The following is a 24,897-nucleotide window of genomic DNA, read 5'->3' as shown; positions in this document are numbered from 1 at the left end:
CCATGACTATTATTTCCGACGTTTACGCCCGCGAAGTGCTCGATTCCCGCGGCAACCCGACTGTTGAAGTTGAAGTATTTCTGGAATCCGGAGCCAAAGGCCACGCTATCGTTCCGTCCGGCGCATCCACCGGCGCTTACGAAGCGGTCGAGCTTCGCGACGGCGACAAAGCCCGTTACCTCGGCAAAGGCGTTATTAAAGCGGTAGACAACGTCAACTCCATCATCGCTCCGGAAATTATCGGACTCGACGCTCTGGATCAAGTGGCGATCGACAATAAAATGCTGGCTCTCGACGGTACCCCGAACAAAGCGAAGCTTGGCGCCAACTCCATTCTGGCCGTTTCGATGGCGGTAGCCCGCGCCGCAGCCGACGCTTTGAACGTGCCTTTGTACGTCTACCTGGGCGGATTCAATGCGAAGCAGCTGCCGGTTCCGATGATGAATATCATCAACGGCGGAGCTCATGCGGACAACAACGTTGACGTGCAAGAGTTTATGGTGCTGCCGGTAGGCGCATCCTCGTTCAAAGAAGCGCTTCGTTGGGGAACGGAAATTTTCCATAACCTGAAGGCGGTTCTGAAGGAACAAGGCTTGAACACCGCCGTAGGCGACGAAGGCGGCTTTGCGCCGAACCTGAGCTCCAACGAAGAAGCGATCAAGACGATCATTTCCGCAATCGAGCGCGCAGGCTACAAGCCGGGCGTGGACGTATTCCTGGGCATGGACGTAGCTTCCACGGAATTTTTCAAGGACGGCAAGTACCACCTCGAAGGCGAAGGCAAATCGTATACGTCGGAAGAGTTCGTGAACTTCCTCGCTTCGTGGGTTGAGAAGTACCCGATCATTACAATCGAAGACGGCTGCGCCGAAGACGACTGGGCCGGCTGGAAGCTGCTCACCGAGAAGCTCGGCAGCAAGGTTCAACTCGTCGGCGACGATCTGTTCGTTACGAACACGAGCCGCCTGTCGCAAGGCATCGAGCAAAACATCGGCAACTCGATCCTCGTAAAGGTTAACCAAATCGGAACGCTGACGGAAACGTTCGACGCGATCGAGATGGCCAAACGCGCGGGCTACACAGCCGTTATCTCCCACCGTTCCGGGGAAAGCGAAGACAGCACGATTGCCGACATCGCCGTCGCCACGAACGCCGGACAAATCAAGACAGGCGCTCCGTCGCGTACGGACCGCGTAGCGAAGTACAACCAATTGCTGCGTATCGAAGACCAACTGGGCAGCACGGCGCAATATTTGGGCCGCAAATCGTTCTACAACTTGAAAAACTTTAACTAAAAAAAACTTATAACGAAGGCGGGGGATTCCCGTGAGTCGATGGGTGACAACGATTTTGTTTTTGGTAGGGTCCGCCATTTTGACGCACTGGATCCCCTTTTCGTCGTTTTTCCGCAATGTCGATACGATGGTGCATGAGCTCGGGCATGCGGTCGTGACGCTGCTCTTGTCCGGCAAGGTGCTGTACATTCAGCTGTACGCCAACCATAGCGGGGTGACCTACTCGTACATCGAGCGGGGGTGGAAGACGATTCCGCTCGGCTTGTCGGGTTATATGACCGCTTCGCTGTTCGCCCTCTTCCTGTTCCGGATGTATGCGCAGAGCAAGCTGATCGTCGGTTATGCGGCGATGACGCTGCTGGCGCTCGTCTCGCTTATTTTCTTTGTGAACAACGGATTCGGCGTTATGTGGCTGATCGGCTTTATTGTCGTAAACGGCATCGCGATGTTCGTGAAGATTCCGTTCATTCACAAATACTATTACTTGCTTGTCGCATTTATTTGCCTCGAGGAGTCCGTCATGGGACCGATCACACTCGGCGTCATGTCGATCACGAATCCGGGGCAGGCCGGAGACGCCGCCGGCTTGGCGCGTTCCACCTGGATTCCGGCGATCGTCTGGTCCTTGCTGTTCCTGGTCGTGGCGCTGTGGTGCGCCAAGCACGCGATCTACGCGTTTATCGGCAAAGCGCGGTCCTCTCGCTCCAGTCCTTCCCGCTGGGAAAGCCAGGCATGATTGTGGCGTGATTGCAATGGGGATGGGCTGCCTGACGAATGCTGTTATCGATGCAGCCAGTCCATCCGTTCCTTGCTATCCGGGGCTGTCTATGCTACAATAAGTTTTGGTTTATCAAGTGCCTACTGAAACGATGGATCGACGATTATACACGTAATACATTGATGACGTTAACCATTTATCTTCGCGGTCGGACATCGGCCGGGAGAACGGATAGGGACGGCGTTATGGTGTGGCAGATACATAGGGTCATGAATGGGGGTGGATCAGATGGAAGTGTTTTTGAAAATTTTGCTGGTCATTGCATCGATCGGACTGATTGCAGTCGTTTTGCTGCAAAAGGGTAAAAGCGCAGGCTTGTCCGGCGCCATCTCCGGAGGTGCGGAACACCTGTTCGGCAAGCAGAAAGCGCGCGGTTTGGAGTTGCTTCTTTCTCGGGTGACGGTCGGATTCGCGGTTGCGTTTTTCTTGTTGTCCCTCATTGTCGCATACGTGGTTAGAGCTTAACGGTCGAAACAAACGCAGCAGGGTGCGTCATGCTCCTGCTGCTTTTTTAGTTTACGCGCATGCCGGAGCGGGTAATGGTGCAAAGGAAGCGCAAACTTTAGCCAAGATCGCTTGTTTAGGGGGTTGAGCGTTTCGAAAACGTCCATACTAGTAAAGAGGAACTTATTATTCGAATGAGATAAGGTGATGGGTAGATGACAAAAGAAGAATTGCTCGATTTTATGCGCGAGAAGGCTTACAAGCCAATGACGTATCAGGAGCTTGAAAAACATTTCGATATCGGCGACGCCGATTCGTTCAAGCAGTTTGCCAAGATGCTGAACGAACTGGAGAATGCCGGGGAAATTATGCGTACCCGCACCGAGCGGTATGGCGTGCCCGAGCGGATGAATCTGCTGAAGGGCAAGCTGCAGGCGCATGTGAAGGGTTTCGGCTTCGTGCTGCCCGACGATAAGGAACATCCGGACGTGTACATTCACGCCAACGACATGAACGGCGCGATGAACGGGGATATCGTGCTTGCCCGGATTACGGCCAAAAGCCCGGCCGGTGGAAGGCTGGAGGGCGAGGTCGTTCGCGTGGTCACCCGAGCGATTAAACAGATCGTCGGGACGTTTCAGAGCTTCGACACGTATGCGTTCGTTATTGCCGACGACAAGCGGATAACGAAGGACGTATTTGTGCCGAAGGAAGCGTTTATGGGCGCGGTGGCCGGTCAGAAGGTCGTCGTGGATATCGTTCAATATCCGCAAGGGAGAGCGGCCGCCGAAGGGCGCGTCGTGGAAATATTGGGCCATAAGGATGATCCGGGCGTAGATATCCTCTCGATTATCCGCAAATACCAGCTTCCCGAAGCGTTTCCGGAGGAAGTGATGGCCGAGGCGGAGCAGGCTCCGGACTCGATCGGGGAAGAGGAGCTGCAAGGACGCCGCGATTTGCGCGACAAAGTAATCGTGACGATCGACGGCGAGGATGCCAAGGATTTGGACGATGCCGTTCATGTGGAACGGCTGCCGAATGGTAACTACGTGCTTGGGGTGCATATCGCCGACGTCAGCTACTACGTGAGGGAAAATTCCGACCTCGACCGCGAGGCGTACAATCGGGGCACGAGCGTGTATTTGGTCGACCGGGTGATTCCGATGCTGCCACATCGTCTGTCCAATGGCATATGCAGCTTGAATCCGCATGTGGACCGGCTGACGATGTCGTGCGAGATGGAATTCGACGATCAATGCAATGTCGTGCGCCACGACGTGTTTACCAGTGTCATTAAGACGACGGAGCGAATGACCTATACCAATGTCCGCAAAATATTGCGGGACGAGGACGCAGAGGTCACGGAACGGTACAAGGACCTGGTCGACCTGTTCAAGCTGATGGAAGAGTTGGCGATGAAGCTGCGCGGCAAACGGATGAAACGCGGAGCCATCGATTTCGACTTTCAGGAAGCGAAAATTCTCGTGGACGAGAACGGCAAACCGACGGATATCGTCAAACGGGAACGCTCGGTTGCCGAGCAAATTATCGAAGAATTTATGCTGGCGGCCAATGAGACGGTGGCCGAGCATTTTCACTGGCTCAAGGTGCCGTTCCTGTATCGGGTGCATGAGAATCCGGATGGCGACAAGCTGCAGCATTTCATGGAGTTCATTACGAACTTCGGCTATGTGGTCAGGGGAAAAGGCAATACCGTTCATCCTCGTGCGCTGCAAACGCTACTCGAAGAAATCCGTGGAACGAAGGAAGAGACGATCATCAGCACCGTGATGCTGCGGTCGATGAAGCAGGCGCGTTACGATGCGAACAGTCTCGGTCACTTCGGACTGGCGGCGGAGTTTTATTCGCACTTCACGTCGCCGATCCGGCGTTATCCGGACTTGATCATTCATCGGATTATCCGCGAAGTGCTGGAAAACGGCTCCTTATCCGACAAACGCCACGAATATTTGACCGGCAGGATGGAGGACATTGCCCGTCAATCCTCCGAGCGGGAGCGGTTGGCCGTCGATGCCGAACGCGATACGGAAGCGTTGAAGAAAGCCGAATATATGCTTGATAAGGTTGGCGAAGAGTTCGACGGCATGATCAGCAGCGTGACGAACTTCGGTATTTTCGTAGAGCTGGAGAACAGCGTCGAAGGGCTGATTCGCCTAAGCGACCTGCATGACGATTATTACCATTATCACGAGATGCAGCATGCGCTTATCGGTGAGCGGACATCGAACATATACCGCATCGGAGACGACGTCAAAGTTCGGGTAGCGCGCGTTAATCTGGATGAACATAATATCGATTTCGAGATGGTCGACGCTCAGCCCCGCTCGCAAAAGGTTAGCTTCGTCGACGGTAGTCGTGCTGGTCGTGGAAAACGCGGCGAGCCGTCTGGCGGCGAGCGTGGAGGCAATCGCGGCCGTGGGGGCGTGGACGCCTGGGGATTCAGCAAAGGCGGCGGCAAGCGCGGAGGCGATGGAGGCAAGTCTGCTCCAGCGACAGGCGAGCGCGGGAGCGGCATCTCGCTGGAGCGCGGGCAAACCGCCCCGGCCGAAGAGGGCGAGTGGACGAATGTGCGTCCCGGCCGTCGGACTGGCGGCGGGGCACCTGGCGGCCGTGGACGAAGCGGCGCCAAGGCGCGTTCGGGCCCTGGTACGGGGACTGGAGCCGGAGCAGAAGGCTCTCGCCGTGGCGGCGGTAGCGGAGGCCGTGTGGGCGCTGGAGGTAGCGCCGGAGGCCAAGGCGGCGGCAAAGGCCCGGCCGGTTTCGGAGCTTCGAGGAAGTCCAAGAAGGGCAGCGTAAAAGGCGGAGCGCTGTTCGGGGCTAAAAAGCGCGGGAAAAAATGACTATAAGACGTTGCTCTCGTTGATTTTGCCCGGCGAAGTTGATACAATGAATTCCTAGCGTTACATCAGCAAAGCCGGTGAGCCGGGAAGCGAACTACTCTGGGTTGTCTAAACGTGCGGCGGCGCCGCGTGTCTGATAACCGGTAGGTGTTTTTCGAGGGTCGTCTGCCGAAGTTTCATCCCCGAAATTTTTAACGGTGTTTACTATTCGGGATGGAAAGTAAGTGCGCCAAGACGTGCCGGAGAGCATAGCGGAAAGGTATTGCCGGCTTCGAATAGTCCGGTTATCGTCCGATTCCGGAGATGACCGTATCGAGTTTGGGGAAGGAGGGGGCCGGATTGTCGAAGAAAAGCGAGGGCAAGCTGCTTGCGCAGAACAAAAAAGCGTCCCACGATTATTTTATCGAGGACACGTTCGAGGCGGGGCTCGTGCTGACCGGTACGGAAATCAAGTCGCTGCGCGGCGGGCGCTCGAATATTTCGGACGCGTTCTGCACGATTCGCAATGGCGAGGCGTTCGTGAACAACATGCATATTAGTCCGTTCGAGCAAGGCAATCGCAGCAATCCGAGCGACCCTACCCGAGCGCGAAAGCTGCTGTTGAAGCGGGAGCAGATCCACAAGCTGCTCGGCTTGGCGAAGCAGCAGGGCTATACGATCGTACCGCTGAAGGTGTATATCCGCAACGGCTTTGCCAAGCTGCTGATCGGTCTGGCAAAGGGTAAGAAGCAGTATGACAAGCGCGAAAGCGACGCCAAGCGCGATGCTCAGCGGGATATTCAACGGGCGCTTCGGGAGAAGCAGAAAGTGGCAAGGTAATAAGCTGCTTCTGAAGACGCGTTGCTTTTGGGAATGGCACGGCTCCCAGCAACAAACAGCCGTGTGCGGCCCGATTTTGTGGTATACTGTGTTTACGACGTTAATGATTAGTTTATGACGCTAATGATTAGCATCGTCGGTATCCGGCACCGTAAGCCGTGTAGCGAAGCCACTCGTGCCAGCAAGCCGAGACTTCCGATCTCGGGGGCGTTCTTGGATTCGACGGGGATAGTTCGAGCATGAGTAGCGGGTAGTGGGGCTGCGTCCACTTCATCAACGCGAACGCCAATTAACTGGCAAACAACAACAATCCTACGCTTTCGCAGCTTAATAACCTGTGAGCGTGCTCCTACCTTCCATCGCCCATGTGGCGGGATAGGGGCTCAACTCTAGTGGGATACGCTGTCACATCTCCGCCTGGGGTGTGCTGAAGAAGACAATCAGGCTGACCCAAAGGGTAGTCGGTTACAGGACGACTCTAGGGTGACATCAAAGCTGTAACTACACCCGTAGAAGCTTGTGTGGCGTTATCTTCGGACAGGGGTTCGACTCCCCTCGCCTCCATCAAAATACGAAAAAGGCACTGACCGAACATGGGTCAGTGCCTTTTTCGTATACAAGGAGGTGGGAGGAGAAGCCCTGTCCGAAGGAGGACATTGGGGTCGATCGCGCGGACCGGAGCGAAGCGCAGGGAGCACGCAATTGAAATCAACCGCTGCGATCTGCATCGGGGAGTGGGCGTCTGGAGCAAGTTCAATGAGGATTTCAATACTCCCCTCGCCTCCATACCAGTACGAATAAAGGCACTGACCGAACATGGGTCAGTGCCTTTATTCGTACACAAGGAGGCTTTGGAGGAGAGGCCCTGTCCGAAGGAGGACATTGGGGTCGATCGCGCGGACCGGAGCGAAGCGTAGGGAGCACGCAATTGAAATCAACCGCTGCGATCTGCATCGGGGAGTGGGCGTCTGAAGCAAGTTCAATGAGAATTTCAATACTCCCCTCGCCTCCATACCACTACGATAAAGGCACTGACCGAAATATGGGTCAGTGCCTTTATTCGTATCCAAGGAGGCTTGGGAGGAGAAGCCCTGTCCGAAGGAGGACGTTGGGGTCGATCGCGCGGACCGGAGCGAAGCGTAGGGAGCACGCAATTGAAATCAACCGCTGCGATCTGCATCGGGGAGTGGGCATCTGGAGCAAGTTCAATGAGGATTTCAATACTCCCCTCGCCTTCACCACCATGAACACCATCCGCATGAGGATGGTGTTTTTGCTTTATCTCTTTAGATGAATTTGGTAGACTGTATATATATAATAAAAGTTATTACAGTTATAAGGTATAACTGATGGAATGCGGATTATACTTATAGAGAGGAGAATAACAATGAATGGTGTGGTCAAGGTGACGAATGATAAATCGAATGTGATGCGATATGCTCGAAAAATAGGTCGAATGGGTAACAGTCTTGGAGTGAGCTTGCCAAAAACTTTGGCTAAAAAGCTGAATGTCTCTCAAGGCGATGAGATTGAATTTGTGGAAAATGATCGCGGAGAAGTTGTCTTAAAAAAGGTTCGGCAAAATCAACTCCCCGATAATGTAAGGCCAGAGGTTCTTGAAGCGTTTTTTGACGTATTTGAAGAAGATGAAGGTATTCTTGAAGACTTAAGAGACCGATGAAATGATTATATTCCTAACTAAAGAAGAGGTCATTTCAGCCCACTATTTCATGATGCGAAAAATGAACGACGCAGATCAGTCAGGAGTGAAGGATCACGGCTGGCTAGAATCTGCGGTACACAGACCGCAACAAAGTATATTTGAAGAAGATGCTTATCCTGATTTATTTGAAAAAGCTGCGGCACTACTAGAGTCTCTGGTGAAGAATCATTGCTTCCACAATGGTAATAAACGTACAGCCTATTTGGTTACTAAATCATTCCTAATAATTAACGGTAAACATTTAAAGATGGAACGCGAATACGCTGTGGAGTTTATTGTAGATATCGCAAAAGGAATTCATTCCATGGATGCTACAGCAAGGATATTAAAAGAGTTTTCTGCAGATAGATAATTCATAGGGCGTTTGCTTGGGTGGCATCAAAACTGTGACTACACCCGTAGAAGCACATATGGAGTGATCTTCGGACAGGGGTTCAAATCCCCTCGCCTCCATACCAGTACGATAAAGGCACTGACCGACATTGGTCAGTGCCTTTATTCGTATCCAAGGAGGCTTGGGAGGAGAAGCCTTGTCCGAAGGAGGACATTGGGGTCGATCGCGCGGACCGGTGCGAAGCGCAGGGAGCACGCAATTGAAATCAACCGCTGCGATCTGCATCGGGGAGTGGGCGTCTGGAGCAAGTTCAATGAGGATTTCAATACTCCCCTCGCCTCCATTTTAGTACGAAAAAGGCACTGACCGAACATTGGTCAGTGCCTTTATTCGTATACAAGGAGGTTTGGGAGGAGAAGCCCTGTCCGAAGGAGGACATTGGGGTCGATCGCGCGGACCGGAGCGAAGCGCAGGGAGCACGCAATTGAAATCAACCGCTGCGATCTGCATCGGGGAGTGGGCATCTGGAGCAAGTTCAATGAGGATTGCAATACTTCCCTCGCCTCCACCATGTAGATCCACTACCGCATGAGGTAGTGGATTCTTGCTTATTTTTTCTATTATTATTGCCGAACCGGACGTGGCGCTCGTGATATAATTGTTATGCAAGTTGGCGTTATAGTCATCGATAATATGAAAGCGTATTCTTATAATATGGATTTTGAGGGAAATTTTAAGTCGAGGGAGCTGATCATCGATGGACGTTGTTTGCCAATTTGAAGAAGTAGCCAGACTTCCTTTGCCCGGGGATAACTGCGCCGTTGCGATTCGCCAATTGAACTCCGGTACTGTCATTCAGTACGAAAGCCAATCCTTCGTCTTGGATTATACGGTTATGGAAGGCCATCGATTTGCGGTAAAAGCGATTGCTCCTGGCGAAGAACTGCTTTCGTGGCAATTGCCTTTCGGCGTGGCGCTTAAGCTGATTCATCCCGGCCATTATGTGATTAACGAAACAGTTCTGGAAGCGCTCAATGTACGCAAGTTGGCATTCGTGCTGCCGTCGGATCCCAATTTCGCGGATCAAGTTCATCCTTATATCCTGGATGAGGAGAACTTCCGGCCGGCTCCGGCATCACCGGCTTATACGGAGACGCGCACCTTTATGGGATATCGCCGCCAAGAAGATCGCGGGGTCGGTACGCGCAACTATATCGTATTGCTTGGCACCACCTCGCACACGGGCAGCTATGTGAAAAAGCTTGCCGCGCGTCTGCAAGGCGAATGCGCGAACTATTCGAATATCGACGGCATAGTTCCCGCGGCTCATACGGAGGGCGGTACTACGATGCCGAACAACGTGGACTTGCTGCTGCGGACGCTCGCCGGTTTTATGATCAACCCGAATGTCGGTGCGGTATTGCTTGTCGATTATGGCAATGAATCGGTCACGAACAAGATGGTGGAGGCTTATGCACGCGAGCGCGGCTACCCTATTGATGAAGTGCTTCATAAGTTCGTATCGCTCGCGGGCAGCTTCGAAGAGGAACTGGTTAAAGGCGAAGCGCTAGTACGGGAGTGGCTGCCAACGGTCAATGCGATGCAGCGGACGCCCGAATCCATTCGCCACTTGCGAATCGGCTTGCAGTGCGGCGGTTCGGACGCCTTTTCCGGCGTATCCGCGAATCCGCTGCTCGGCTGGGTTTCGGAAGAACTGGTGCGTTACGGCGGCGCGGCCAGCCTGGCTGAAACCGATGAATTGATTGGCGCGGAGCCCTATGTCCTGTCGAAAGTGCGCAATGTGGAAACCGCGCGCAAATTTCTGGAACTTGTGAATCGATTTAAGGAGCGGACGTCTTGGCACGGCACCAGCGCGGAAGGTAATCCGTCCGGCGGTAACATGTATCGCGGGTTGTACAACATCTATCTCAAATCCATTGGCGCCGCAATGAAGAAAGACCCCGCAACGAGAATCGATTTTGCAACCGAGTACGGAGAGCTCATGAAGGCTGGCGGCTACTATTTCATGGATAGCCCCGGAAATGACCTGGAGAGCATCGCGGGACAGGTAGCCGCAGGCTGCAACATGATCTTCTTTACGACGGGAAATGGTTCGATAACCAATTTCCCGTATGTGCCGACGATCAAGGTGGTCACGACAACTCGCCGCTTCCAATTGCTGTCGAACGATATGGATGTGAATGCGGGGCAATATCTAGAAGGCAAGCCGATGGATGAGATGGGACAAGAGGTATTCGAATTGGCGATCCGAATTGCCTCCGGCCAGCGAAGCGTCGGAGAGAAAGCGGGCCATGCCCAGGTACAAATTTGGCGCAACTGGCAGCAGAACGATGCGAACCAGCTGGAGACGTTGCTGCACGCTCCCGCACCGACAGGAGCGCCAATCGAAATTCAAGATGATGCTATTCCGATGGCGAGCCCGATCCTATTTACCTTCACTCGGCAACGTGACCGACAGTCCAGTGACAATATCGGTTTGATTGTGCCGACCAGCCTTTGCGCCGGACAGGTAGCGGGCATGATTACGCAGCGACTAAACGGGCGAGGAGCAGGGCAGCCCGGTCTCTCGGGCTTTGTCGCATTGGCGCACACGGAGGGCTGCGGCACCTCGGGGGGGCCGGCCGAATCGCTTTTTGCCCGCACGATGATCGGCTACATCACGCACCCGATGGTGGAGCATTGTTTGCTGCTGGAGCATGGCTGCGAGAAAACGCACAACGATTATATGCGCCATCAGATGGAAGTGAATGGCGTTGATGCGAGCCGGCTCGGCTATGCCAGCATCCAGCTCGACGGCGGAATCGCCAAGGTGAGCGAGAAGGTCGAAGCTTGGTTCGCCGATCGATTGGCAGCGGCCGAGCCTGCGGAGAAGGTGACCGTCGGACTGGAAGGGCTGCGTATCGGGATCGTAAGCGACGGTGCCATTATCGACGATGCCGGCGAGCAGCTGGCAGCGCTGACCAAGATGATCGTCGGTGCAGGAGGCGTGGTCGTCGTTCCTGAAAACAGCGGATTGCTTGCTGCAGCTTCATTCCGTCAACATCTATTTACGGCATCTCAAGTTCGGCCATCCATCGCCTATGGGGAACATGTCCGCCGTAACGGATTCCACATTATGGAGACACCGACAACGCATTGGGTGGAGACGGTCACGGGACTCGCAGCGACCGGCGTGGAAATCGTGATCGCGCTGATCGGCAATCGTCCGATGCAGACGCATCCTTTCGTCCCGATGCTACAAATAACGGCAGAACAGGCCATGTTGCAGAAACATCAGCAAGATGTCGATTTGGTGCTCTCGGGCAACCCGGCCTCATGGGCAAATCAAATGCTCGAGCGCAGCAAACAAGTTTTGGAACATACTTATGCGCCGCGTCTCTATCAGCAAGGCAATATCGATTTCCAATTGACGCGGGGTTTTTTGGGCATATCGCTGTAATGCAGCCATCTATGAAAGCGAGGACCGGACAATGTCGAACACACTATTAACCAAAAGGCCGCTTGGCAGTACCGGCCTGCTCGTAACGCCGCTATGTCTTGGAGCCGCTCCGCTCGGGGAAATGCCGGAAACCTTTCAATATGGCACACCGGAAGAACAAGCATTGGTGACGCTGCGTACCGCCTTTGAAAGCCCGATCAGCTTTCTGGATACGGCTGCATCCTGATGGCTTAGGTGAGAGCGAGCGGCGGATCGGCAAGGCCATTCAAGCGAATGGCGGACTTCCGGCGGACTACGTGCTGGCCACCAAAGCCGACCGCGACTTGATGACCGGCGACTTCAGCGGTGAACAGATCAAACGTTCCGTGGAAGAAAGTCTCGAACGCTTGGGACTTGATCGTCTGCAATACGTTTATATCCACGATCCCGAACATACCACCTTCGAGAATGTCATGGGACCCGGCGGGCCGTTAGCAGTCCTGCAAGAGCTTCAAGATGAGGGAGTCATCGATCACATCGGCATTTCCGGCGGACCGATCGATATGCTCATTCGTTATGTAGAAACGGGCGCATTTACCGCTGTGGAAACCCACAACCGCTATACGCTGCTCAATCGAGCAGACGAGCCATTGCTTGATGTCGCGAGTCGCATGGGCGTCGCCGTCATCAACGCCGCTCCTTATGGCAGCGGCATCTTGGCCAAAGGTCCGGATGCATACGGCCGTTATGCCTATAGCGAAGCTTCGTCGGTCGTATTGGAAAGAGCGCGTTCGTTCGCCAAAGTGTGCCAAGAATTTAATGTGCCGTTGGCCGCCGCTGCGCTTCAATTTTCGCTTCGCGACCCGCGTATCGCCAGCACTGTCGTCGGCATGAGCAAACCGGAACGGGTAGCCCAGACGGTGGAGCTCGCGAATTGCCCGATTGCCCCTGAACTATGGCCGGCGCTTGACGCCTTCGGCTATGATAGGGGCGATCCCGAAGCGAATCGATTTGCTTAATGGATAGGCGTACGATAGCTGCATGTGTCAAGTGATTCATCGGCAATCGGATCAATAATCTCCTCCCTAAGATAATGTCTTTGGGGAGGAATTTTTAATTTGCTTCAAAAAGATGATAATTGTTCAGAAAGGTATAGTGGATTTACATAGTCGCGGTTCGCCTCCATAAGCCAAAGGGGCTGTCCCAAAAGTCATTTTGTGATTTTCTGAGCCCCACATAGAACCAATTTTCCTCGAGAAAAAGGACCTCAGCCCCCACTTTACAGTGGAATTTGAGGTCCTTTCGTGTGGAAATTGGGACGTTCCCATGTGATGCGAACACTTTTGGGACAGCCCCTTTTTGCTGTTTTAGTGAAATAAATATGAAACTAATTCGACAAGAAGCTGACCATATTGTACTTTTATTGTATGGAATTAGCACATTATATGGTGTATGATAAAATTATTTAATTTTTATACTTAGTGTTAACATCGGGAGGGCATATTAGTGGGTCCATTTGTCGAAGAAGTTTTTAAAGATTCCGGAGTACCCAAATATACGTTTGTAGAACCAAACGAATTTACTAAATTAGTCGTATACCTAAGAACAAAAGGTAAAGGGCTCGTAGTAGAGGGCCCTTCAGGTATTGGGAAAACATCAGGAATAAAGAAGGCAATTGAGAAATTACAACTCGAAGATACCGTATTAGAACTTACTGCAAGAGACCCAGAACATTTAAAGAGAATTGAGAATATACCTCATTAAGGCTTTCAAGGTATTGTTATTGTCGATGACTTTCATAGATTAGAGGACCGTGTAAAAGAGTCTTTAGCGGATTATATGAAGATCCTTGCGGATAGAGATGATGAAAAAACAAAAATGGTCATTGTAGGTATAAATAAAGCTGGGGATTCTTTGATAAAATTCGCAAATGACCTTAATAATAGAATTGATACTATAAGATTTAAGCCAGCGTTGCCTGAGCAAATTTTCAAGTTGATTACGAATGGAGAAACAGTATTGAACTTGGAAATCGATACAAAGGAAGAAATTTCAATAGCGGCTCAAGGTAGTTTTCATATTGCGCAAATACTGTGTAAGGAACTATGTCTGCAAGCAGGGGTAAGCGAAAAAGTTGAAGATACAAAGCGACTTTCAGTAAGTTTAGAACTTATAAAACAAAATGTTTATGAAAACCTAGACCGGACATTCGCAGAGATAGCTAGGATATTTGCAACAGGGCCGAAGATTCGTCGAGGGGGGCGTGCACCATACTTACATATTCTTAACTGGGTTTCTAAGAACTCAGAGTGGACTCTTGAACTAGATCTAGCTATTAGAGCAAATCCCAAGCACCGTTCTAGTGTTGGTCAGGTTGTCGATAAAGGTAACTTATCTAAATTCTATACAAAGAAAAAACAGATACTTGAAAAGGTTATTCATTTCGATCCAAATTCAAATATTATTGGAATTGAGGATCCAAAGTTTTTGTTTTATTTAAGAAATATGGATTGGAATAATTTTTCCAGGAAAATTGGGTATCCTAATATTTCTTTTTCAACAATGTATGATATAGCTTTATCGTTTGCTGGTGAAGAAAGGGACGTAGCTAATCAACTGTTTAAAAAATTAAGTAGCGAAGAGATTTCAGTTTTCTATGATAAAAATGAACAACATCGGATTCTAGCTGAGGATGTCGAAGAATATTTAGGTCCAATTTATAGAAGTGAGGCCAGATTTATATTGGTACTTTCCTCAAAGAACTACCCTAGGAAAATTTGGACTAAATATGAATCGGAACAGTTTAAAGAACGTTTTAATGGAGAGGTCATACCAGTTTGGTTCTCTGATGCTTTGCCAGGAATGTTTGATAAAACATCTGTTGTCGGAGGAATTACAATTGATGTTTCAAAGAAAATAGAGGTTCAAGTAAATAATATTGTTGAAGATATTGTAAGGAAGCTATCCGAGGTAAGAATTCAAGATAGAATAAAAGGGATTTCCTGATAAAGATAACTTGTGAGAAATTCTAATCAACATTAGTCGGCGGATTGTGGATTTGCCAAGCCACGCTTCGCCTCCATTTAAAATGAACGAAACGACAGCCAATAGCCGCTGTCGTTTTGTTTTTTGTATGCATGGTGGTTCGGGAACCAGTGATTTTAAGGGTTCGTTGCTGTGTGGCTTTGAATACATAAAATTTCGGATGCTGTGTGGAGGGTAGCGCTCCATTGTCATCATCATTTTTGATGCTACTAAGCTTGCCCTGTATTTGCTTCTTCACGTCCAGTCGGATTATTCAAATACTAAATGTTTTGATGAGACAAATTGGTATTTGTGGGATATAATTTTCGTTAAAGCAGTATTGACGGAGGAGAACGATGAAACAAGAACATACAATAACTAATGTTTCACAATACCTAGAGCTTATTAGAGAAAATAACTATTATCATTTTATATTTCGCGGCCAAAATGAGGCATATGGTGGCATACAAGCAAGCGGGTTTAGACCGTATAAAGGAGGGTGGTACACAGATACATTCTATGATATTGAAGGTATGAAAAAAGAGTTTTACAACAAGGTAATAAGAAGGCTTTCACCCGACGAGCGAGAACATTTCTTAGCCTTTTGTCAGCATCACGGGTTGCCTACTAATATAGTTGATTTCACAAGGTCTCCTTTAGTAGCCTTATTTTTCGCATGTAATGGAAAAAACCAACCTACTGAATCAGGCAAACCTAATAATTATGCCGAAATTTATTTAATTGATAAAACTAGGTTGATTGATATTACTGATTTACTCGTCAAATCTAAAAACGAGAATTTTTTTGAGGTTCTGGTCGAGAATGTAGATGTTCAGAAAGAGATTCTTGTGAAGATTGAGCAATTATTTCTTGAAAACACGGGGGAATTTATACATTGGATCAAGAATTTGATTGAGTGCTATGAAAATAATCATTTAGATATTTACGGTGATCGCAACATAGATATTAATGAGGATGATGAGCTTGATTCAGAGGAAACTTCGGGACAATGCTATAGTCTTACTGACTATAAAGATAAAATTAAAAATGACGGGGTGAACAGCCTAAAGGAATTATACATTTACGTATCAAGTGAGATTGAAGATGAAAATATCACTCATAGTGATAATTATTATATTAATGATTTGGAATATGGATACTATTGTAATGAAGCGATAGGTGCAAAAATATATCTGGCATTATTGATAAATCTTCTACAAATTTTTATTAATATAAAAGAAAGGATTGATATAAGACTAGATATATATTTTACTTATCAACCTCCGGATTTGTTCGATAGAATTACAAACCAAAAAGGACTGTTTATTTACCAGCCCTATTTGTATGGTGTAGAGAGTGTATATAAGTATGGTGTTTTGAATTATCAATCTATTATTCCTGATATCACCGTTAAAGTAGAAAACTACAATAATATATTAAAGGAGCTTAATTATTTAGGTATAAACTTAGAGAGCATCTATGGCGATTTTGACAATATAGCAAGATCAATAAAGTTAAACAATGATTTGCTTTTTCCGGAAAAAGTAAAAGCAAAGTTCTCGACGTATTAAGATGAAGTTACCAATAGTTTAGGCTACATTTGATACTATACATCGATTCATTTATTACAACATTGTTTTTCGATAGGAGTACATAAATTTGGAGGAGCCCTCTTGGTTCCAATGGTTGATTGTATTAGTGATAGAAAGTACAACTTCCTTGTCCTAACTGATAGTGGCGGCGGATTACTCCTTACTGTCGTCGCGTTGACGCGAGAAAACTGCTACGTAAACTTACGCTCCCATTCAAATTCGACCCCAGTCCAGTCTCTTTTTCTATTTCCATGATTGACAGCAACTTGGCGAACGTTTACTCCCCTATTGAGAGGGTGTTTTGCTGCGATACCTCTCCTTCCGGCGTATAAGTGTAAAAAAATAAAATTGGTACAGCGTCCCATTAATTGTGCACTGTACCAGTAGGTGTGGCTGTCGAATTATATAGTCTTTTTATGTGCGTTTTATATAGCCGGTTAAAGCCTCTGGAATCACCAGCACCTAATGGGTGCTTCTTTTTTTTTTCACCCAAAAAAGGAAAATGTCGGATAGTATCGAAATAGAGCAATAGGCTTATTTATATAGGTCTTAGGTTTTATCGGGACTGCGAAACCTTACGCGGTAAGCATAGGGGGCGAACTGAATTGGAAGCGACGAAACACGTACATATTTATTGGGAAGGACCGTTTACTCTGGAACAAATGGTCGAGATTCAGGACAATACGAGAGATTACGGCCTCTATCAGATTTACGGGGGACATCCTGTATACGGATCAAATGTCCTTCTGTACATTGGCAAAGCGGATCGCCAAACCTTCGGAACAAGAATTTCGCAAGAGAATTGGATTGTAAACCGCAACGCAGGAGCATTAAACATTTATATCGGAAGATTGGCGGGGCAACAACAACCCACGGATGATGAATGGTCACGGGAAATTGCACTCGCTGAAAAAATACTCATCTTCGCACATGCTCCTGCTTGTAACAGCCAATTTATTTCATTGACGAATGAAGAAGGTTTGGAGAGCATTCATATTCTTAATTGGGGCAGCCATCGCGATCTCATGGCCGAAGTGTCAGGAAGGAGATGGACTTCGAAATACCAGAACGAAATCCATCAGGTGTACAAGTATGTTTACTAGCGTCTGGAGTGGCGAGAACTATTTGATCTACATCATGGCAGGACTCATGCTGGCCGTTATTATCCTATCCAAATCGCCGACGCTTAAAGGAAAGATCGGCGAAGCTTCGATACGGAGTAAGTTAAAGAAGCTCGATCCAAAGGAGTATCACGTACTCCACGATATCATGATCCAACAGCCTGACGGAAAGACAACGCAGATCGATCATTTGGTGATATCCAGATATGGTGTATTCGTCATCGAAACGAAGAATTACACGGGCTGGATTATGGGGAGCGAAAGGGCAGAATATTGGACGCAAGTCATCTATAAACGTAAGGAAAAACTGTATAATCCGATCCGACAAAATTACGGCCATATCAAGGCGCTGGAAAACTTCCTTGGTGAAAGCGGGATTCCCTTTATCTCCATTATTTCCTTCAGCACAAGAGCGACCCTCAAGCTGGAAGCGATGAGTGCTGAAGTCATTTACTCTACGCAAGTGGTGCGGACTATCCTTAAATATAAAGAAGTGCAGCTTACTGAAGAGCAAAGAGAGCAGATTTATAAGGCGTTGTCTGTCAAGACGATCCATACTCGAGAAGAACGAAAGCAGCATGTTCAAGACATCAAGGGAAAGCTGAAGGAAACGAAACAGATGGTCAGTGCGGGGATATGTCCTAAGTGCCAGGGAGAGTTGGTCGAGCGGAGGGGGAAGAACGGTGCGTTTACAGGATGCAGCAATTTTCCTTCTTGCCGTTATACAAAAGCGCTGTAGTTCTTGAAAGGTTAAAATTCAAAATAACGGGTGGATCATGGAATACTTATCAATGCTGTTAGCTTCTAATGCAATAGAGTTTCCGAAGTTACCATTCGGACCTGCTGTCAGTTGGATGTTGGCTATAATGTTCGCTCTCAGTATCCTTACTGCGGTTGTGGACAAGGCGACACGGCAAAAGCGGAAACGGCGAAAGCGGTCTCCTGCACCGAAGAAGGCGGTAACTACTAAACGCACATCAAGTGGACCCAAGTCCGATGAAGCGATCCTTTCTGCTCCGTTCTCTGATTTGTCTGGTGCAGAATTCGAACGGTTATTGGCGCTATATTTCCGCGATCAAGCGTATACGGTCAAGGAAGTCGGAGTCGGAGGGAGTGATGGTGGGGTAGACCTGGTGATCATTGACAAGCGCGGGGAAAAGACAGCGGTTCAAGCTAAATGCTATTCCGTATCAAACAAAGTCCCTGTTCAGACTGTGAGGGAATTGGTTGGTGCGAAGAGAAACCATGATTGTATTCTGACTTTGCTTGTCACGACTTCGGATCTGACAGGACCAGCGAAAGCTGAGGCGGAGCAATTCAAGGTTGAATATTGGCATGGAGCTTTACTGGAACAGAAGTTAAGATCTTGGGGGAAGTGGCAACCTGGCAAGAAGATTGGTCGGCAGGAAGCTGCGGCTAAATCTGAGATTAGGAAGGCACAACTGGAAGTGGCTGCGGCATCGACATCAATTACATGCGGTAAGTGTGGTGCTCCGATGGTTAGAAGGAAAAGCAAGAATGGTGAGGAGTTTTTGGGATGTAGCAAGTTTCCAAGTTGTCGGCAGACTAAACCGATCTAAGTACAAATGATGGGCATGATAGCCTGCATTGGAGAGGCAAAGCCCAGTAGAGATGCCTCTTTTGCAGTAAATCATGCCCATAGAGGCTCCCTGTCGAACTATGGTCGCTTTCCTAGATTTAACTTTACATAGGTGTCTAAAAAATAATTGAAACAATGATCTTTGGAGGTTTGTATGGAGAAACTCTTAGATGAAATTTTTAATGATACTAGCGGTGAATCAGAGGGGATTACACTTGCGAACTTCTGGGATCATTTGAAGTATGAAACTTCCTTTTTTGTAAAGGTCTCAAGTTCGAAAAAGAAGTGGTACATTCGGAATATCGATATGGCTAAAAGTGATCAAGACATCATTACTGAGCTCATTCATTCACTTGGAGATCAATATGTAGATGAGTATAGGTTAGAGGATAGGGACCCAGATTATATTTATGGGTATAAAAGTGAAGGGTTGATTAGAAGTTCAAATAGTATTCAGATAGCATTTGCAGACCGTGCTGAAAATGAATTTAGCACTGAAAGCGATAATGGCGAAGAACGACAAGAAATAACCATTCAAAATTTTGAAGGAAGTAGCTATCCCAAAAATGACGAAATCAAATTAATCGTACACAGATTGCTGATAGGTAAATCTAAATTACTGGCATTCTGTAGTCAGACTCATACAAGTCTTGCTACTGCAAGTATAAGAACGCGTATTAATAATCAGTTGAAGAGCATCGAGAAGGATGACTATTACAAAATTAATAACAGTATATCTTTTCTTATGACACCGAGTAGTTATTACATTAAGTCGGTAGATTACTTCGAGAGTTTGTTCTCTTTTAGTAGCCAAATATCACGCAGGAAGCAAGTGGCAATGACGACACTAGCCGATAGTCAGTTAATAGAGGGATTCGATCAAGTAATTCCTGAATTAAATAAAGGGTATATGGCTCGATCGATCTCAATGATCGGGATGAATAAGCAGGAAATGAAGGATTATGTCAAAAAAAATAAAAGTATTATCTCTACATTTTGTAGGGAGTACCAGGCTGGCGTGAGTTTTAATTCAAGGACGAATAAGTTTACCGTTATCGATGGGAAAACTGCATCGCTCTTTCTAACGTATTTGTTTTCAAATAGAATGGCCCAGAATATCGAAGGGGAGCTAGTGTACTTCAAAACTTTTGGAAAATTAAACAAGACAGCACCTGTCACTACTTAGTCTAAAAATTATTTCAAGTATGTAACCAGTAACTAGGAAGGTGGTGGAGGGCGTTTATTTCTTTTTCTACTTTTTCTATTTGATAGGGGCTCAATTTCCTTTATTTCTTTTATTGTTAATACGGAACATAAACAACGAGAATGCTAGTATGTTTATTTACATGTTATTGGCTTCGTTATTAATACTTATTATATTGTTGACGATTGTGAAAGTTAGAATGGCCACTAAGAGTAGGCCGAAGTCTAACATGATAATTAACTCTGAGAACATGGCTAACACAACCATGAGTGAATTCTTGTCATTTTTCTTGCTTCCTTTTTTTACATTCAATCTGATTACTACGAATTCCATTTCACAGCAGTTGTATGAGATGTTGTTTCTATTCATTTTGCTTACGATTTTCCTCCATCGTAGTGAGAATCTACTTATCAATCCTTTGATATTTGTATTTTATAATATGTACAAAGGTTCATCTCCAGGAAGTAACTATAATGTCATAATGCCTAAACATAGAACAAGTGCTAGCGTTGAAACTCAAAATAAGGAGAACTTTGTTCGAATAACAAACAAGATTGTGGTGTTCCATAGTAATACAAATGACCTTAGGCTGATTAACAAGTTTCTAAACTGGTCATTGATTATATTAACTGTAGTATCCATAGGTTGTGTGCTCGTCATATTGGATATTCCGCACTTAGTAGTATCTTGGGTTAGATCAACGATTTAATTTGTAAGCGTCAAATAGTCCCCACCTAGTCGGAAGACGGGGACTCAGATAAACCGTTTTGTAGCGTGAAACACGCGATGGGTTGAATGAGCCCAACTCTTTTTCGACTTTGAGACTAGGCAACTGCGGCAGTTTCACCAGCAGATACGTCAAGTAGTAAAACGGATGCAAGTGATTCTCATTGGCCTTCACAACGAGACGCAGCTTAATTAGAGATTGAGAAGACCCAAAGGGAAGTCGGTGACGGGGAGTTTCTAGGGTGACATCAAAGCTGTCACTACACCCGTAGAAGCTGATGTGGCGTTATCTTCAGACAGGGGGGGCGATCGCGCGGACCGGAGCGAAGCGCAGGGAGCACGCAATTGAAATCAACCTGGATCTGCATCGGGGAGTGGGCGTCTGGAGCAAGTTCAATGAGGATTTCAATACTCCCCTCGCCTCCATACTGAAAACCCGCTCACAGAGCGGGTTTTTTCCTATTTATGGGTAGTTATGCGCAATCGATTTATAATCAGCCGGAGAGCCGGAGTGTGGCTGGATGGTATGGAGATTATTTCAACCCGGAAGTCGTGTAGTTCTCGATAATATGCTTCTGGAAGATGATGAAGATGATGATGATCGGAGCGACCATCAGCGTGGCCCCAGCCATCTGCAAGGCAAAGTTCTGGTTGGACTGGCTCCGCATCAAGGCCAGGCCGACGGATAACGTGTAGAACTTCTCGTCGTTGGCAATGATCAGCGGCCAGAGGAAGCTGTTCCAACCGGCGATGAACGTCAGGATGCCCTGTACGGCCAGGATCGGCTTGGAGATGGGCAGTACGATCTGCAGGAAAATACGCAGCTCGCTTGCTCCTTCCAGCCGGGTCGCTTCGAGCAGTTCATTCGGGATTGTCGCCATGAACTGCCGGAACAGGAAGATGCCGAACGCTCCGACCAGGGCTGGGAGGATGATGCCCGGCATGGTGTTGGTCAGGTTCATCGAGTTCAGGATGAGATACACGGGAATCATGGTAACCTGACCCGGAATCATCATGGTTGCCAGCACCAGATAGAAGAGAGGGCCCCTCCCCTTGAACTCGTACTTGGCAAAGCCGAAGCCAGCCATGGCATTCAAGAGCATGCCGAAGAACGAGAAGGCGACAATGATAAGCGTATTCCTGAGATAGACGCCGAAGTTCATACTGACGAACAGTTTTTCCAGGTTAGCTAGTGTAAAGACTTTCGGCCACAGAGTAGGCGGGATACTCAGCACTTCGCTGTCTGTTTTAAAGGTAGACAACACCATCCAGATAAAGGGCAGCAGCATCAGCAGCCCGAATATGGTCAAGCAAATGCCGGCCAGCCATTGGAGCAGCCGCTCGTTTTTTCCGGATCCGACAGGTCGATTTTGTAGAGATTTTGCAGACATGACGGGTACCTCCTTTCTCGGTTAAAGATCGGTGTCCTTGTTCTGGAACCGGAATTGGACCAAGGTCACAATGATGATGGCAATGAACAGAATGAAGGATCCGGCAGCCGCGTAACCGAAATGGCTGAACTGGAAGCCGTTGCGATAGATGAACAAGGCAACGGAAGTCGTGCTATCGAGCGGACCGCCCTGTGTCATAATGAAAGGCTCCTCGAAAAATTGCAGCCAGCCGATCATGGTTGTAATGGACACGAAGAAGATGGCGAAGCGCAGCATCGGGATCGTGATGTATCTCATCTGCTGGAAGCGGGTCGCGCCGTCCAATTGAGCTGCTTCGTAGTACGATTTAGGGATGCCCTGCAGGCCGGCGATAAAAATAATCATATTCAGGCCGATAGCTCGCCACAACGCCAGGAAGATCAGCGATATTTTCGCAACAATAGGATCAGTCAGCCAAGGTACAGGACCCAGGTGAACCAGATTAAGTAAGTAGTTGAGTAACCCGAAGGTCGGGTTGTAAAGGTAAAACCAAACGACGGCAACCGCAACAACGTTCGTTACGGAAGGAAGGTAATAAATCACCCGGAACGCTTTGAAAATACGCGAGGTGCCGAAATTGATCAGCAAGGCAACGCCGAGCGAGCACAGGATAACCAGAGGCACCCCGACGATGACGTAGAACAAGGTGTTGAAGATCGCTTTGATGAATATAGGGTCGGTCAGCACGTCTTTGTAATTTTGCAGCCCGATGAACTTGATGTTCGAATAGTCGGCCAGTCCGGCCAAATCCATGTTGGTGAAGCTGATGACCAGCGCGATCAGAATCGGTATCAGGGAAAACAGCGTCAGTAAAATCAAGGTAGGTGCGATAAAGAAATAGGGCGCTTTGTTGTTGGTGAATCCCTTCATGACAGGTCCTCTCCTTTGCGAGGGGTGGATCGCGTATAGGAATGAACAGCAGGCCGGCGAGAACCGGCTAGTACAAAGTCAGACCTTAAACGGTATCCGTGGAATGGACGAATCCCTCGCGCTGCAAGGGATCCAGTCTTCCCGAATACACAGGATTAGCTCTGACTTTGTACTGGCTGTTCATTTTCAGGTAAAGCTGTTATTTGTTTAAGATGGATTCAGCTTTTTTGTTGAAAGCGTCCAATTCGGTTTGTACGTTGTTATTGGCACGGTAAATGTTTTCGAAGCTCTTCAGGAAGTTCTGCGCGATTTCCTCGAACGGTTTAACCAGCGGCATCGGTTCGGAAGCGTTCATTTGCTGGCCGATCACTTTATAGTTCGGATCGCTGGTCAGAGCTGGATCTTCCCAAGCTTTCTTCGTAGCTGGCAGCGTATTGGTCAACTTCAGCCATTCCAGCTGTGTTTCCGGCTTGCTCATGTACGCGATAAATTTGAGAGCTTCGTCCTTATGCTGGGTATATTGGAATACCGACAGATCGGAGCCGCCAAGCGACGAAATGTTGTTCAGTTTCTTAGGCAGCACGGCCGTCGCCCACTTGCCCTTGAGGTCAGGAGCCTGATCGTTGATCAGCTTGATCATCCATGGACCGCTGATGAACATAGGGGTAAGCCCTTTCTGGAAAGCAGGAACGATGTCCATGCCGAGATCCTTAGGAGCCGAGCCGTTCTTGAAGAAGCTGTTCAGGTATTCCACAGCGCCGACGAATTCAGGTTGGTTGAAGAGCGGCTTATTGCCATCGAGCAGCTTGGAACCGTTCTGACGTGCGAACATGAATGCGAGAGACTGTTCTTTGGTGTCGATGCTCATACCGTAGTTGCCGTTGCCGCGTGCAGCCAGTTTCGAGGCGACTTCAGACAGCTCTTCCCAAGTCTTGGGAGCCTCGTTGTAACCGACTTCCTTCAACAGGTCCGTACGATAGTAAAGGACACGGGTATCGATATACCAAGGAATGCCGACGACAGCGTCTCCTTGCTTGGTTGTCGCGATGGCGCCCGGGTAGAAGTTAGCTTCTGAGAACTCCGGATATTTGCTCAGCTCCGGCTTCAGATCCATCAGAGCTTTAGCGGAAGCAAACTCTGGAATCCAGGTTGTACCCATCTGGATAACGTCTGGACCTTTCTTGGAAGCAACGGCTGTCAGCAGCTTGTCATGGGCTGTATCCCAAGGCAGCGCCTGGACGTTGATTGTAATATTCGAATTTTCCTGCATAAATTTTTCTGCGATTTTCGGAAGCGATTTGGCTTCTTCCCCCATACCCCATACATTCAGTGTTACTTTTTGTCCCTCGGCAGGGTTTGCAGTGTCTTTCGATGTGTCGGTCTTGGAAGCACATCCTGCCAGGACGCCGGTTGCCAGCAGGGTGCCGGCCAGTACAGTTGTAATCGATTTACGCATTTCTTATTCCTCCCCGGTTTTTCATGATTTGTTTCATAGGGTGCGCGCTATTCCGGAAAATATAAGTAATGACAACTTTTTTTCTTTAACCTGTACCCTCTGGAATAGAAACGTATTCCCTACTGCAAATTAAAATAGATGTTCAGAGGTAGCGCTCTTTCAAAAGAGAAACGTTTCGATA

20 protein-coding genes and 1 other RNA gene are annotated in these 24,897 nt (G+C 48.3%); 18 read left to right on the top strand and 3 right to left on the bottom strand.

Annotation, left to right across the window (positions count from 1 at the left end; all coding sequences use genetic code 11):
* Positions 1–2: 2 nt before the first annotated feature.
* From eno to ABD796_RS08980, 18 genes are all read left to right on the top strand, one after another.
* The gene (gene eno / locus ABD796_RS09065; RefSeq protein WP_344906159.1) at positions 3–1,295 is read left to right on the top strand and encodes a phosphopyruvate hydratase; all 1,293 of its coding nucleotides are present in this window, start codon (positions 3–5) and stop codon (positions 1,293–1,295) included.
* A 31-nt stretch (positions 1,296–1,326) separates the two neighbouring features.
* On the top strand, positions 1,327–2,031 hold the full coding sequence (locus tag ABD796_RS09060) for a M50 family metallopeptidase (RefSeq protein WP_344906156.1): 705 nt from the start codon (positions 1,327–1,329) through the stop codon (positions 2,029–2,031).
* Between the two features lie 270 nt (positions 2,032–2,301).
* Positions 2,302–2,538 (top strand): preprotein translocase subunit SecG, encoded by a 237-nt coding sequence (gene secG / locus ABD796_RS09055; protein WP_344906153.1) that lies wholly within the window; start codon positions 2,302–2,304, stop codon positions 2,536–2,538.
* A 194-nt stretch (positions 2,539–2,732) separates the two neighbouring features.
* Entirely contained in the window at positions 2,733–5,378 is a 2,646-nt protein-coding gene (gene rnr, locus ABD796_RS09050; RefSeq protein ID WP_344906150.1) for a ribonuclease R, read from the top strand.
* A gap of 339 nt (positions 5,379–5,717) precedes the next feature.
* Complete coding sequence (gene smpB / locus ABD796_RS09045) at positions 5,718–6,197, top strand: SsrA-binding protein SmpB (RefSeq protein WP_344906147.1); 480 nt, start codon at positions 5,718–5,720, stop codon at positions 6,195–6,197.
* Between the two features lie 203 nt (positions 6,198–6,400).
* Positions 6,401–6,764, top strand: a transfer-messenger RNA (tmRNA) gene (gene ssrA, locus ABD796_RS09040).
* Between the two features lie 820 nt (positions 6,765–7,584).
* Positions 7,585–7,878: an AbrB/MazE/SpoVT family DNA-binding domain-containing protein gene (locus tag ABD796_RS09035; protein WP_344906144.1), complete on the top strand. Its 294-nt coding sequence runs from the start codon at positions 7,585–7,587 to the stop codon at positions 7,876–7,878.
* Position 7,879: 1 nt separating this feature from the next.
* On the top strand, positions 7,880–8,272 hold the full coding sequence (locus ABD796_RS09030) for a type II toxin-antitoxin system death-on-curing family toxin (RefSeq protein ID WP_344906141.1): 393 nt from the start codon (positions 7,880–7,882) through the stop codon (positions 8,270–8,272).
* A 739-nt stretch (positions 8,273–9,011) separates the two neighbouring features.
* Positions 9,012–11,714, top strand: coding sequence for a UxaA family hydrolase (locus ABD796_RS09025; protein WP_344906138.1), 2,703 nt, complete (start codon positions 9,012–9,014; stop codon positions 11,712–11,714).
* 31 nt (positions 11,715–11,745) lie between these two features.
* Positions 11,746–11,940: a hypothetical protein gene (locus ABD796_RS09020; RefSeq protein WP_344906135.1), complete on the top strand. Its 195-nt coding sequence runs from the start codon at positions 11,746–11,748 to the stop codon at positions 11,938–11,940.
* A complete protein-coding gene (locus tag ABD796_RS09015; RefSeq protein WP_344906132.1) occupies positions 11,900–12,712 on the top strand; it encodes an aldo/keto reductase in 813 nt (270 codons plus the stop codon). Before ABD796_RS09020 ends, ABD796_RS09015 begins: the two co-directional genes overlap by 41 nt.
* A gap of 487 nt (positions 12,713–13,199) precedes the next feature.
* Entirely contained in the window at positions 13,200–13,457 is a 258-nt protein-coding gene (locus tag ABD796_RS09010) for a hypothetical protein (RefSeq protein WP_344906129.1), read from the top strand.
* A gap of 75 nt (positions 13,458–13,532) precedes the next feature.
* Positions 13,533–14,699, top strand: a complete 1,167-nt coding sequence (locus tag ABD796_RS09005; RefSeq protein ID WP_344906126.1) for a TIR domain-containing protein — start codon at positions 13,533–13,535, stop codon at positions 14,697–14,699.
* Between the two features lie 374 nt (positions 14,700–15,073).
* Entirely contained in the window at positions 15,074–16,288 is a 1,215-nt protein-coding gene (locus tag ABD796_RS09000; RefSeq protein ID WP_344906124.1) for an FRG domain-containing protein, read from the top strand.
* A 626-nt stretch (positions 16,289–16,914) separates the two neighbouring features.
* A complete protein-coding gene (locus ABD796_RS08995) occupies positions 16,915–17,412 on the top strand; it encodes a hypothetical protein (protein WP_344906121.1) in 498 nt (165 codons plus the stop codon).
* Positions 17,402–18,169, top strand: a complete 768-nt coding sequence (locus ABD796_RS08990; protein WP_344906118.1) for an NERD domain-containing protein — start codon at positions 17,402–17,404, stop codon at positions 18,167–18,169. Before ABD796_RS08995 ends, ABD796_RS08990 begins: the two co-directional genes overlap by 11 nt.
* Positions 18,170–18,206: 37 nt before the next feature.
* Positions 18,207–19,010 carry a restriction endonuclease gene (locus ABD796_RS08985; protein WP_344906115.1) on the top strand — a complete coding sequence of 268 codons (804 nt, stop codon included), beginning with the start codon at positions 18,207–18,209 and terminating at the stop codon, positions 19,008–19,010.
* A 174-nt stretch (positions 19,011–19,184) separates the two neighbouring features.
* A complete protein-coding gene (locus ABD796_RS08980; RefSeq protein WP_344906111.1) occupies positions 19,185–20,216 on the top strand; it encodes a Kiwa anti-phage protein KwaB-like domain-containing protein in 1,032 nt (343 codons plus the stop codon).
* Between the two features lie 1,277 nt (positions 20,217–21,493).
* Here the strand turns inward: ABD796_RS08980 and ABD796_RS08975 are convergent.
* The 3 genes from ABD796_RS08975 to ABD796_RS08965 form a co-directional block, all read right to left on the bottom strand.
* Positions 21,494–22,351 carry a carbohydrate ABC transporter permease gene (locus ABD796_RS08975; RefSeq protein WP_344906108.1) on the bottom strand — a complete coding sequence of 286 codons (858 nt, stop codon included), beginning with the start codon at positions 22,349–22,351 and terminating at the stop codon, positions 21,494–21,496.
* A 21-nt stretch (positions 22,352–22,372) separates the two neighbouring features.
* A complete protein-coding gene (locus ABD796_RS08970) occupies positions 22,373–23,260 on the bottom strand; it encodes a carbohydrate ABC transporter permease (RefSeq protein ID WP_344906105.1) in 888 nt (295 codons plus the stop codon).
* Positions 23,261–23,459: 199 nt separating this feature from the next.
* Entirely contained in the window at positions 23,460–24,716 is a 1,257-nt protein-coding gene (locus tag ABD796_RS08965) for a sugar ABC transporter substrate-binding protein (protein WP_344906102.1), read from the bottom strand.
* Positions 24,717–24,897: the final 181 nt, after the last annotated feature.

It is taken from the genome of Paenibacillus hodogayensis (assembly GCF_039536325.1).
Lineage (GTDB): Bacteria > Bacillota > Bacilli > Paenibacillales > NBRC-103111 > Paenibacillus_AB > Paenibacillus_AB hodogayensis.
This window is presented reverse-complemented; position numbering and strand designations above follow the sequence as displayed.